The sequence below is a fragment of the Flavobacterium sp. genome (assembly GCF_044368995.1).
Lineage (GTDB): Bacteria > Bacteroidota > Bacteroidia > Flavobacteriales > Flavobacteriaceae > Flavobacterium.
This window is the reverse complement of sequence record NZ_JBIPMS010000041.1, coordinates 1-12,861: the sequence shown is the minus strand read 5'-3', so window position 1 is coordinate 12,861 and position 12,861 is coordinate 1. Positions and strand designations below refer to the sequence as shown.

General features: G+C 31.5%; 9 protein-coding genes. 7 read left to right on the top strand and 2 right to left on the bottom strand.

Annotated elements, in window-relative coordinates:
- The first annotated feature begins 95 nt into the window (after positions 1 to 95).
- From rplS to ACIQ2I_RS04595, 6 genes are all read left to right on the top strand, one after another.
- Complete coding sequence (gene rplS, locus ACIQ2I_RS04620) at positions 96 to 446, top strand: 50S ribosomal protein L19 (protein ID WP_396181261.1); 351 nt, start codon at positions 96 to 98, stop codon at positions 444 to 446.
- Positions 447 to 655: 209 nt separating this feature from the next.
- Positions 656 to 2,866: an NADP-dependent isocitrate dehydrogenase gene (locus tag ACIQ2I_RS04615; RefSeq protein WP_396181260.1), complete on the top strand. Its 2,211-nt coding sequence runs from the start codon at positions 656 to 658 to the stop codon at positions 2,864 to 2,866.
- Between the two features lie 123 nt (positions 2,867 to 2,989).
- The gene (locus tag ACIQ2I_RS04610; RefSeq protein WP_396181259.1) at positions 2,990 to 5,368 is read left to right on the top strand and encodes a carboxypeptidase-like regulatory domain-containing protein; all 2,379 of its coding nucleotides are present in this window, start codon (positions 2,990 to 2,992) and stop codon (positions 5,366 to 5,368) included.
- A 4-nt stretch (positions 5,369 to 5,372) separates the two neighbouring features.
- Positions 5,373 to 6,191, top strand: a complete 819-nt coding sequence (locus ACIQ2I_RS04605) for a DUF4249 domain-containing protein (protein WP_396181258.1) — start codon at positions 5,373 to 5,375, stop codon at positions 6,189 to 6,191.
- Between the two features lie 69 nt (positions 6,192 to 6,260).
- Positions 6,261 to 6,923, top strand: a complete 663-nt coding sequence (locus tag ACIQ2I_RS04600) for a thiamine diphosphokinase (protein WP_396181257.1) — start codon at positions 6,261 to 6,263, stop codon at positions 6,921 to 6,923.
- Between the two features lie 154 nt (positions 6,924 to 7,077).
- Positions 7,078 to 7,662: a phospholipid scramblase-related protein gene (locus ACIQ2I_RS04595; protein WP_396181256.1), complete on the top strand. Its 585-nt coding sequence runs from the start codon at positions 7,078 to 7,080 to the stop codon at positions 7,660 to 7,662.
- Between the two features lie 30 nt (positions 7,663 to 7,692).
- On the opposite strand, the gene ACIQ2I_RS04590 is transcribed toward ACIQ2I_RS04595, so the two are convergent.
- The gene (locus ACIQ2I_RS04590; RefSeq protein WP_396181255.1) at positions 7,693 to 8,772 is read right to left on the bottom strand and encodes a tetratricopeptide repeat protein; all 1,080 of its coding nucleotides are present in this window, start codon (positions 8,770 to 8,772) and stop codon (positions 7,693 to 7,695) included.
- A 50-nt stretch (positions 8,773 to 8,822) separates the two neighbouring features.
- Positions 8,823 to 11,417: a DNA gyrase subunit A gene (gene gyrA, locus ACIQ2I_RS04585; protein ID WP_396181254.1), complete on the bottom strand. Its 2,595-nt coding sequence runs from the start codon at positions 11,415 to 11,417 to the stop codon at positions 8,823 to 8,825.
- A 243-nt stretch (positions 11,418 to 11,660) separates the two neighbouring features.
- On the opposite strand from gyrA, the gene ACIQ2I_RS04580 reads away from it, so the two are divergent.
- A partial coding sequence (locus ACIQ2I_RS04580) for a Clp protease N-terminal domain-containing protein (RefSeq protein ID WP_396181253.1) occupies positions 11,661 to 12,861 on the top strand: 1,201 nt, incomplete at its 3' end.

The window sequence follows — 12,861 nt, the reverse complement described above, 5'->3', positions numbered from 1 at the left end:
AATTGAAAAATAGTATTACTTTTGCATCCACTTTAATCAACCTCTGGCGAAAGACGTGGATGTTGCTTAGATTAAATGATTTATATTAAACTATTATGTCAAATTTACTTGATTTCGTTCAAAACGAATTGGTATCGAAAAAAGACTTTCCTGACTTTAGCGCTGGAGACACTATTACTGTGTACTACGAAATTAAAGAGGGTGAAAAAACAAGAACTCAGTTTTTCAAAGGTGTTGTAATTCAAAAAAGAGGATCTTCTTCTACTGAAACATTTACAATCCGTAAAATGTCTGGAGCAATTGGTGTAGAGCGTATCTTCCCAGTTAATATGCCAGCTTTACAAAAAATTGAAATGAACCAAAAAGGTAAAGTTCGTAGAGCTAGAATTTACTACTTCAGAGAACTTACTGGTAAAAAAGCAAAAATCAAAGAAAGAAGAGGTTAATCTTTTTATTTGTACACATAAAAAAATCCCGATTGTATCGGGATTTTTTTTATCCTTGTTTTTTGTAGCAAAAATTACAAAATCTGCAATTTTTAAGCTATATTTATCAAATTCGAAATTTTGTTATTTTTTGTTGCTTACGAATTAAAATAAATCTATATTTCTTATATTTGCAAACCTTAATTTAGAAATAAAAAACTATATAAATCATGTCAAAAATTTTTTATACCATAACGGATGAAGCGCCCATGTTGGCTACTTACTCGTTTTTACCCATAATTAAAGCGTTTACAAAAACGGCAAATATTGAAATAGAAACTAGAGATATTTCAGTAGTCGGAAGAATTTTATCTAACTTCCCAGAATATTTAAATGACAATCAAAAAGTAGCCGATAATTTAGCCGAATTAGGACAATTAGCAACCACACCAGAAGCAAATATCATAAAATTACCTAATGTGTCTGCTTCCATTCCTCAATTAAAAGAAGCCATTTCAGAATTACAAGCGCATGGTTTTGCTATTCCAAATTTCCCAGAAGATCCACAAAATGATACTGAAAAAGAAATAAAAGCAAAATACTCTAAAGTTCTTGGTTCAGCAGTAAATCCTATTTTACGAGAAGGAAATTCGGACAGACGCGCACCAAAAGCTGTAAAAAATTATGCCAAACATAATCCACATTCGATGGGTATTTGGCATGCCGATTCTAAAACAGAAGTTGCACACATGAATGAAGGCGATTTTTATGGAACAGAAACTTCTACTACCGTAGAAAACGATTCGAAATTCAGAATTGTATTTGAAGGAAATGATGGTACTACAACTGTATTAAAAGATTTTTCAAATTTAAAAGCTGGAGAAATTATTGATAGTTCAATAATGCAATTAAAAGCTTTAAAAGAATATACAAAGAAAACAATTGCTTACGCAAAAGAAAAAAATGTGATGCTTTCTGCTCATTTGAAAGCTACAATGATGAAAATTTCTGATCCAATTATTTTCGGAGCTATTGTTGAAACCTATTTTGAAGCTGTTTACACAAAATATTCTGACTTATTCAAATCATTAGACATTCATCCGAATAATGGTTTGCAAGATTTATATAATAAAATTGCTGGAATTTCTGAAGAAGAAGCCATTAAACAGGACCTTGCCGCAGCTTTAGTAAACGGACCAAAAGTAGCGATGGTAAATTCTGAAAAGGGAATTACAAATTTTCATGTTTCATCTGATATTATTGTAGATGCTTCTATGGCAGCTTTAGCTAGAAATGGCGGAAAAATGTGGAATATTAACGGGAATGAAGAAGATACCATTACCATGATTCCAGATCGTTCGTACGCTGGTTTTTATACTGCAGTTATTGAAGATATGAAAAAATATGGAGCTTTAGACCCTAGAACAATGGGTTCTGTGCCAAATGTGGGATTAATGGCTCAAAAAGCAGAAGAATATGGTTCGCACGACAAAACGTTCCAATTATCTACACCTGGAATTGTAAAAGTAGAGAATGAAAACGGAGCAACATTACTTTCTCAAAAAGTAGCAGCTGGCGATATTTTCAGAATGTGTCAAACCAAAGATGCACCAATTCAAGATTGGGTAAAATTAGCGGTTAATAGAGCCCGTTTATCTGATACTCCAGCTTTATTTTGGTTAGATAATAATAGAGCTCACGATAGAGAAATTATCAAAAAAGTAGAAAAATATTTAAAAAATTACGATACTACAGGTTTAGATATTCGTATTTTAGATGTAAAAGATGCTATGTCGGAAACATTAAAAAGAATTAGAGATGGAAAAGATACCATTTCAGTTTCTGGAAACGTATTACGCGATTATTTAACCGATTTGTTTCCTATTTTAGAATTAGGAACTTCAGCCAAAATGCTTTCTATAGTTCCATTAATGAATGGCGGCGGCTTGTTTGAAACCGGCGCAGGTGGTTCCGCTCCAAAACACGTGGAGCAATTTATTGAAGAAGGCTACTTACGTTGGGACTCATTAGGTGAAATTTTAGCTTTAGGTGTTTCTTTAGAACATTTAGGTCAAACTTTACACAATGAAAAAGCATTAGTTTTATCTGAAACTTTAGACCAAGCTACAGAAAAATTCTTAGCCAATGACAAATCTCCAGCTCGTAAAATTGGACAATTAGACAATAGAGGTTCGCATTTTTATATTGCTCTATATTGGGCACAGGCATTAGCTGCACAAGATAAAAACGATGAATTGAAAATATACTTCATTCCTATTGCTGCAGCATTAACAGCAAACGAAGCAAAAATTGATAGAGAATTAATTGAAGCACAAGGTAAAAAACAAGAAATTGGTGGCTATTATCAACCAAATGAAAGTTTGTTAAACGCTGCTATGCGACCAAGTGCCACATTAAATGCCATAATAAATAAAGCGTAATTTTTGTTTTCAAACTAATTAAAGGCGATATAATTTCTTTATATCGCCTTTTTATTAACGACTAATTAACAGATGTTTTGTAATATTTTTACGAAATTTGCGTCAAACTTCAAAATAAATAAAATGACAAAAAATAACTTTTTAACACTCCTGTTTTTTTTACTCTTTGCATCTGCCTTTTCGCAAGATAAAGTAACGTTAAGCGGTATAGTAAAAGATCAAAAATCTAATGAAACTTTAATTGGTGTTACAATTTCTTTTCAAAATGATACAACCACAAGAACATCTTTAACCAATGAATACGGGTTTTATTCCATTTCTTTACCTAAAGGCGACTATAAAATTGTAATCAATTCTTTAAGTTTTTCAGAATTTTCAGAAACAATAACATTGGATTCAAATACCAAAAAAGATTTATTTTTAACAGAAAAATCAAATGAAATTGAACAAGTTATAGTGGCTGGAAACTCAAAAAAACTACAAATTGACAAACCCGAAATGAGTGTCAATAAGTTAAGTATATCTCAAATTAAATCAATGCCAGCCATTTTAGGAGAAGTGGATGTAATAAAATCGATTTTAACTTTACCAGGCGTTACAAATGCAGGTGAAGGACAATCCGGATTTAACGTCCGCGGTGGTGCAGCTGACCAAAACTTGATATTATTAGATGAAGCTACTATATATAATTCTTCCCATTTATTTGGATTTTTCTCTGTTTTTAATGCCGATGCCATTAAGGATTTAAAACTATATAAAGGTGGAATTCCTGCAAGATTTGGTGGTAGAGTGGCTTCTGTTTTAGATATTTATCAGAAAGAAGGGAATAGTAAAAAATTTGGCATGAATGGTGGTATTGGTTTAATTTCAAGTAGAATATTAGCTGAAGGACCAATTGTAAAAGACAAAGGATCTTTCTTAGTGGCAGGAAGAAGTAGTTATGCACATTTGTTTTTAAAATTAGCTGATAATAATAATTCGGCCTATTTTTATGATTTAAACACCAAAATAAACTACAAACTAAACGAAAATAACAACTTATTTTTATCAGGTTATTTTGGAAGAGATTTATTTAGCATAAACGAACAATTTATAAATACCTATGGAAATTCTGTTTTAAATGTACGTTGGAATCATTTATTTAACGATAAATTGTTCTCAAATGCTTCTTTTATTTACAGTGATTATTACTACGGTTTAACGCTAGATTTTATAGGTTTCAATTGGGAAAGCGGTATTAAAAATTACAACTTCAAATACGACTTTAAACATTATATTTCGGATAGTTTTAAATTATTTTATGGTGCTAATGCCATTTATTACGATTTTAATCCAGGAAAAATTGAGCCAATAGACGCAAATTCAAGTATAAATGAAAAACAGCTTGCTAAAAAACATGCTTTTGAACCCGCTTTTTATATCGATGCAGAGCAAAAATTAACGGATAAACTTTCTGTTAATTACGGATTAAGATATAGTATGTTTTATCGATTAGGAGAACAAAACATAAACATTTACGCAAACAATCTACCGGTAACTTATGATGCAGATTTGGATATTTATGAAAAAGCTACACCGATTGACACAAAATATTATGGCAAAAACGAAACTATTGCCAGTTTTGATAATTTAGAACCGCGGATTGCTTTAGCATACACGATTAACGATAAGCAATCTGTTAAAGCGAGTTATAACAGGATGAGTCAGTATTTACATTTAATTTCAAACACCCAATCGCCAACACCATTAGACATTTGGACACCGAGTGATAATTTCTTAAAACCTCAAATTTTAGATCAGTTTGCTGTTGGATATTTTAAAAATTTAAAAAATGGCGACTACACTTTAGAAGTAGAATCGTTTTATAAAACAGTAAAAAACAGATTAGATTATATAGATGGCGCCGACTTAATTGCTAACGAAGCAATTGAACAAGTATTGCTTGCTGGAAAAACCCGTGCTTATGGATTAGAAATTATGGCAAAGAAAAACGTGGGAAAACTTTCAGGTTGGATCTCTTACACGCTTTCGCGATCGGAGCAACAAACTGCTGGTAGAACCCCTAAAGAATCAGGAATTAATAATGGAAATTGGTACAAAACAGGTTGGGATAAAACGCACAACATTTACGTTACTTCAATGTATAAATTAAATGAAAAATGGAGTTTTGGTAGTATTTTCACTTATCAAACAGGGCAACCAGTTACTTTTCCAACGGCACAGTACCAATACCAAGGCATCAATGTTCCCGTATATGGAAATAGAAATCAAGACAATTTACCCGCTTATCATCGTGTAGATATTTCAGCTACTTTAAATCCAACTAAAAACAAAGATCGAAATTGGAAAGGTGAATGGGTTTTCTCTATTTATAATTTATATGGTAGAAAAAATGCTGCCTCCATAAATTTCAGGCAGAATCAAGATAGCGGATTGAATGAAGCCGTAAAGCTTTCTATTTTTGGAATAGTCCCAAGTGTTACTTATAATTTTAAATTTTAAAATCATGAAAAAAAGTATAAAATATTTCATTTTAGCAATTGGTTTGTCTTTATTTGGTTGCGAAGAAGTTGTAGATGTAGATTTAAATAATAGTCAACCAAAATTGGTTATTGATGCATCTATTAAATGGGAAAAAGGCACACCTGGTAATCAACAATCTATCAAAATAACTACAACTGCTGACTATTTCAACAATACCGTACCAGTTGCAAATGGCGCAATTGTAAGAATAACAGATTCAAATAACACCGTTTTTAATTTCTTAGAAGATGGCGCAACTGGTATTTATAAATGCACAAATTTTAATCCCGTATTAAATGGAGTATATACCCTAACGGTAACACATAATGGACAAACGTATCTTGCTACAGACAAATTATATCCAGTTCCTGCAATCACTTCAATACAACAAGATTTAAACGGGATTACAGGAAATGACATTGAATTAAAATTTAATTTTCAAGATAACGGAGCAGAATCTAATTTCTATTTAGAAGAATACAAAGTTCCCTTTAGACCTTTTCCGCTTTTAGGCGCTTTTAATGACGAATTTGAAAATGGAAACCAAATGTTCTCATTATTAATTGACGAAAATTTAGCACCTGCTCAAAATATCAAATTTACATTGCATGGCATTTCTGAACGGTACTTCAATTTTATGAATATTTTGATAAGTATTTCTGGCGGATTAAGTAATGGTCCTTTTAGCACACCACCAGCTACTGTAAAAGGTAATATTATCAATCAAACCAACAATAAAAACTATCCACTAGGTTATTTTAGATTATCAGAAGTAGACGTAAAAAATTATATAGTGCAATAATTTATTTTAATTTTTAAACCTAAATGTATACTTTTAAACAATTAAATTCAGAACTATTAAACTAAAAATATGTCTTCACATCATATTGTTCGCGACGACCAAGAACCCGCTTTAATTATTGCGAATGGTTTAGCTTGTAACAATGAACTTTTAGGACAACTTTTAGAATGGTCGCCACTAGTAATTGTTTTAGACGCAGCTATTGAACGCGTGTTTGATTTAGGCATAAAAGTAGACGTTTTATTAGGTGATTTTGATAGAAATTTTGATGCGCAATTTTATAAAGAAAACCATTATCCAATTGAAATTATTCACGCACCAGATCAAAACAAAACTGATTTGGAAAAAGCTTTCGATTTTTTAATTCAAAAAGGCCATAAAGCAGTAAATGTAATCTGGGCAACTGGCAAACGAGCTGACCATACTTTAAACAATTTTTCTACTTTAGCATCGTACCGAAATGAATTAAAAGTTGTTTTATTTGATGACTATTCAAAGGTTTTTTTGTTGCCAAACTCATTTAAAAAATGGTATCCAAAAAATGCTATAATTTCATTGATCCCTTTGGGTAAAGTAGAAAAAATAAGTACTGAAAATTTATTTTACGAATTACAAAATGAAGATTTAGAATTAGGATTCCGAACTGGAAGCAGCAACCATGTAACCGAAGATGGCATAATAACTATCACTCACGAAAAGGGGAATTTGTTGTTAATTGAAAGTTTTGAATAAACGTAAAATTATTTATCAGCTGAATTCGAACATATAAATATATTGTTACCGCACCTGAATTATTATGTTACGAAATCTAACTTTTCATTTTGCGAAGACAATGATACCGAATTTTAGAATCAAAAATTTATAAATTATCACTAATAATATAAATATGAATCCAATTTTTAACCAAAATATTTTTCTTGTAAAAGAACTAATTGGTATGTTTAAAGCATCCAATAATTTTGATATTTATAATCCTGAAAATAATGAACTAGTATTAACTTGTAGAGAGCCAAATTTAGGTTTTTTTACAAAACTATTTCGTTTTACAGATTACAAAAGAATGACACCATTTGATATAGAAATTAGAACTGCTTCTGGCGAATTAACCATTCAAATTAAAAGAGGCGTAACTATTTTTCGTTCTGATATTGATGTTTTTGATGGTAGTGAAAGAAAAATTGGTGTTTTTAAACAGAAATTCTTTTCTTTTGGCGGCAGATTTGAAATACATGATCCCCAAGACAAACATTTATGTACTTTGCAAGGCAAATGGACGGGTTGGGATTTTAAATTCAACCAAGACAATAAAGAATTGGCAAATGTGTCGAAAAAATGGGCGGGTTTAGGAAAAGAATTTTTTACTAGTGCCGATAACTATGTAATAAATATTACAGATGTAGTGGAAGAAAGCAAACTACGCCCTTTGTTAATTGCTGCAGTAATGTGTATTGATATGGTTTTTAAAGAATAAAAAAATCCCCAATTTTCATTGGGGATTTTTTTATTTAACAGCAGCTGCTTTGTCTTTCATGCCCATAGTTTCATAACACAACCTTAAAGTTTTTTTTGTGTCTTCATTTGCAACATCTAATTGATGGGCACGCTCAAAATAAGGTATTGCTTTTAAAAACATAGCTTTTCTTTTAGCGTTTAATTCGTCATATTTTTTTATGTTTTTCAAATTAGTATTAATTTCTTCTACAATTTTAGGATCATCATTTAATAATAGAAAGCCAACATTATATTGTAATTGCGCATTGTTTGGATCTTTTTCTAAAATACCTTCAATTAATTTTTGATACGTTACGATATCATTATTTCTGTAATAAATTGCGGCATGATCAATTTGAATTTGAGTATCATCAGGATTTAATTTTATTGCTTCCATAAAATCAATTTTTGCTTGTTCATCATTTTTATTAAAAAAAGACAAAGCAAATATGTTTTTAGCAACTTCTTCAGGTTTTGTAGAAAATTTCTGTAATCCAGTACCTTTAAAACCTACTGCTTTAATTTCTCTGTAATATTTTTCTGCATTTATATAATCCTCGCCTTGCATAGCTGTTATGGCTGCGTTTTCTAAATTAGATACAACGGTAGGATCAAGTTGAAATATATTATAAAAAACTCTTGATGCCTCTTTATATTTTTTTGAACCATTAAAAATAAATGCCATTTGTGTAAAAATTGGTTTAAAAGAAGTTATGGTCTCATTAATATCCGCTGAAAAAACTTTTTTTCCTGTTTTTGTTTCATAATCTAAAGTGGATCGCATTCCGTTAACCATACTTGTAAATGCCTCAGGTGTGAATATTTTCTGAATCATCATTGGATTAGGTTGTGCACCCATAGTTGACATTTCTGCAAGAGGTTGCATGGCTTTGTAAAAACCTGCTGCAACTTTATCATCATCAGTAGTTGCAACGGCTTCTAATTTTAAAACGGTTTCTTTGTATTTAGAAAAATCATCAGCAGACAATTGCTCTTTATCATACAGTTTTTTTAATGTTTTTAATTCGTCTTTTTGAGCATATGTAGCTGTTGCTACTACTAATAAAACTCCTAATACAATTTTTTTCATTTCGTTACTTTTTTAGTTTAAAAAAAAGCCCAACGAATTGGGCTTAAAAATTATTCCAATTCTTCGTTGTTGTCTGGTTCAACCTCTGTATCATTATTTTCTATTGTTTCTTCTTCTGAAATTTCAGTTTCTAAAACCTCTATCGGATTTCCATCTTCATCTAATTCAATTACTTCTTCATCTTCACGTAACACTTTAGTTACAGCTGCGATAGAATCGTTTCCTTTGATATTGATTAATCGTACACCTTGAGTAGCTCTTCCCATTACACGAAGGTCGGAAACCATCATACGAATGGTTAAACCTGATTTATTGATAATCATTAAATCATCATCATCCGTTACGTTATTAATAGCAATTAATGAACCTGTTTTTTCAGTAATATTTAAAGTTTTTACACCTTTACCACCACGATTTGTAATTCTGTACACATCTTCACCGTCGTCATCAACTAATTTGGTACGTTTTCCGTATCCATTTTCAGTTACAACTAAAATTTGGGTGTCATTGATATCGTCTTTGTTAACCGTTACGATTCCAATTACTTCGTCAGCTTCATCTTTTAAAGTGATCCCTCTAACTCCAGATGCCGTTCTACCCATTGGACGGGTTTTAGCTTCTTCAAAACGAACCATTTTACCAGATTTTCCAGCAATTAAGACTTGACTTTCACCATTTGTTAATTTAGCACCTAATAATTCATCGCCTTCTTTAATAGTAATTGCAGCAACACCGTTGACACGTGGTTTTGAATACTTCTCTAAAGACGTTTTCTTCACTTGACCTTTTTTGGTTACCATAATTAAATTATGACTCTTAATATAGTCTTGGTCTTTTAAGTCTTGTGTACAAATATAGGCGGCGACTTTATCGTCTGGTTCAATATTTATAATATTCTGAATGGCTCTTCCTTTGCTTGCTTTAGTTCCTTCAGGAATTTCGTAAACACGCATCCAGAAACATTTTCCTTTTTGAGTAAAGAATAATAAATATTGGTGATTTGTAGCTACAAATAAATGCTCTAAGAAATCTTGATCTCTAGTTCCTGCAGATTTTTGACCTACTCCTCCTCTATTTTGAGTTTTGTATTCTGATAATGAAGTACGTTTGATGTAACCTGCGTGAGAAATAGTAACTACCACATTTTCATCCGCAATTAAATCTTCAATACTTACATCACCTCCAGAATATTCAATTAATGAACGACGCGCATCTCCGTATTTTTCTTTGATTTCAGCTAACTCATCTTTAATGACTTGCATTCTTAATTCTTTACTAGCTAATAATTCTTTCAAGCTAGTAATTAATTTCATGATTTCATCGTATTCTCCTCTTAACTTATCTTGCTCTAAACCAGTCAATTGACGTAGTCTCATTTCAACAATTGCTCGAGATTGTAATTCCGATAAATTAAACCGTTCAATTAATCTAGCTCTTGCTTCTTCTCCATCTTTTGAACCTCTAATAATTTTAATTACCTCATCAATATTATCTGATGCAATAATTAAACCTTCTAAAATATGCGCTCTTTCTTCTGCTTTTCTTAAATCATATTGTGCACGTCTTACTACAACTTCATGACGGTGTTCCACGAAATAATGAATCAAATCTTTTAGATTTAACATTTGTGGTCTTCCTTTAACCAATGCGATATTATTTACACTAAATGACGATTGCAATTGCGTGAATTTATAAAGCGTATTTAATACTACGTTTGGAACAGCATCACGTCTTAATTCGTATACAATACGCATTCCTGTTCTATCCGATTCATCACGTATGGTAGAAATTCCTTCAATTTTTTTATCGTTAACCAAATCAGCCGTTTTCTTAATCATATCGGCTTTGTTAACTTGGTACGGAATTTCAGTTACTATAATCGATTCCTTACCATTTACTTCTTCAAACATAGTTTTCGCTCGAATAACAATACGACCTCTACCTGTTTTAAACGCTTCTTTTACTCCTTCGTAACCATAAATAGTACCTCCGGTAGGAAAATCAGGTGCTTTTATATATTTGATTAATTCGTCTATTTCAATTTCGTTATTATCGATGTAAGCTAAAGTACCATCAATTACTTCTGATAAATTGTGTGGTGCCATATTCGTAGCCATACCTACTGCAATTCCTGAAGCACCATTTATTAACAAAGTAGGAACTTTTGTAGGCAATACTTTAGGTTCTTCTAAAGTATCATCAAAATTCAATTGGAAATCAACGGTTTCTTTGTCAATATCTGCTAACATTTCTTCAGATATTTTTCGCATTCTGGCTTCGGTATAACGCATTGCTGCAGGACTATCTCCATCAACCGAACCAAAGTTACCTTGCCCATCTACCATCAAATAACGTAAACTCCATTCTTGCGCCATACGAACCATTGCGTCATATACTGAAGTATCACCGTGTGGGTGGTATTTACCCAAAACTTCTCCAACAATTCTCGCGGATTTTTTATGGGCTCTATTAGAAAAAACTCCTAATTCATACATACCAAATAATACTCTTCTGTGAACTGGTTTTAAACCGTCTCTTACATCTGGTAATGCTCTTGATACAATAACCGACATCGAATAATCGATGTAGGCTGACTTCATTTCATCTTCAATATTAATAGGTATTAACTTTTCTCCGTCAGTCATAGGTATTTATTTAATTTTTACTCATTTTTTTTAACGTGCCAATATACGATTTTTTACCTTTTTTAAAAGAACAATTTCCAATAAAATCAAAATACTTATCAACAATAATTGGGAAAAAATTTAATAAATAAATAGGTAATTTTCTTTTATTTCTCGTTTTTTTTTTGTCAATTAGCAGTACGCATTGTATCATGTGAAATTTGTAGTATTATACTCAGGTTTTAAAAACAGTTTAAAGATTTTATGGAAGATAATTTTTCACCAAGAGTTAAAGATGTAATTCAGTTCAGCAAAGAAGAAGCATTGCGTTTAGGCCATGATTTTATTGGTACTGAGCACCTAATTTTGGGCATAATAAGAGATGGAAATGGTAGTGCTATTGATATTTTAAACTTTTTGAATATTAACTTTGACTTACTTAGAAAAAAGGTAGAAATTTTAAGTCCCGCAAACCCAAATGGGATTTCTAACAACGATAAAAAAAACTTACACTTAACGCGTCAAGCAGAAAGAGCATTAAAATATACGTTTTTAGAAGCAAAAGTTTTCAATACTACCTCAATTAGTACTGCTTTATTACTATTGTGTATGTTAAAAAATGAAAACGATCCAACAACTAAGTTATTAAACAAGTTGAAAATTAATTATGACAATGTAAAAGATATATACATGAGCCTGAATTCAAACGAAAATGATGATATTTTTAAAAATACACCAAGAGCCGAAAATTTTGATTCTGGAGAAGACAATTATAAAGAAGACATACCAAATCCAATAAGTAATAGTGGGAATAAAACCACAAAAAAATCAAAAACACCTGTTTTAGATAATTTCGGTAGAGACTTAACTGAGATGGCTGAAGAAGGAAAATTAGATCCCGTTGTTGGACGAGAAAAAGAAATTGAACGCGTTTCGCAAATTTTAAGCCGGAGAAAGAAAAACAACCCGCTTTTAATTGGAGAACCCGGAGTTGGAAAATCTGCAATTGCCGAAGGTTTAGCGATAATGATTGTGAAGAAAAAAGTATCGCGTATTTTATTTAACAAACGAGTGGTAACCTTAGATTTGGCTTCGTTAGTTGCCGGAACAAAATACCGTGGCCAGTTTGAAGAACGCATGAAGGCCGTAATGAATGAATTAGAAAAAAACGACGATATTATTTTATTTATAGATGAAATTCACACCATCGTTGGAGCTGGAGGTGCAACAGGTTCACTTGATGCTAGTAACATGTTCAAACCTGCTTTAGCTAGAGGAGAAATTCAGTGTGTTGGTGCTACCACTTTAGACGAATACCGTCAATATATTGAAAAAGACGGCGCTTTAGAAAGACGTTTTCAAAAAGTAATTGTAGAACCCACTACTATAGATGAAACCATCCTGATTTTAAATAATATTAAAGGAAAATACGAAGACCATCATAATGTTAGTTACACACCTGAAG

What these genes read in the sequence shown, in the direction of transcription:
- rplS (WP_396181261.1), top strand. Translation starts at nt 96, where the DNA reads ATGTCAAATTTACTTGATTTCGTTCAAAACGAATTGGTATCGAAAAAA.
- ACIQ2I_RS04615 (WP_396181260.1), top strand. Translation starts at nt 656, where the DNA reads ATGTCAAAAATTTTTTATACCATAACGGATGAAGCGCCCATGTTGGCT.
- ACIQ2I_RS04610 (WP_396181259.1), top strand. Translation starts at nt 2,990, where the DNA reads ATGACAAAAAATAACTTTTTAACACTCCTGTTTTTTTTACTCTTTGCA.
- ACIQ2I_RS04605 (WP_396181258.1), top strand. Translation starts at nt 5,373, where the DNA reads ATGAAAAAAAGTATAAAATATTTCATTTTAGCAATTGGTTTGTCTTTA.
- ACIQ2I_RS04600 (WP_396181257.1), top strand. Translation starts at nt 6,261, where the DNA reads ATGTCTTCACATCATATTGTTCGCGACGACCAAGAACCCGCTTTAATT.
- ACIQ2I_RS04595 (WP_396181256.1), top strand. Translation starts at nt 7,078, where the DNA reads ATGAATCCAATTTTTAACCAAAATATTTTTCTTGTAAAAGAACTAATT.
- ACIQ2I_RS04590 (WP_396181255.1), bottom strand. Translation starts at nt 8,772, where the DNA reads ATGAAAAAAATTGTATTAGGAGTTTTATTAGTAGTAGCAACAGCTACA.
- gyrA (WP_396181254.1), bottom strand. Translation starts at nt 11,417, where the DNA reads ATGACTGACGGAGAAAAGTTAATACCTATTAATATTGAAGATGAAATG.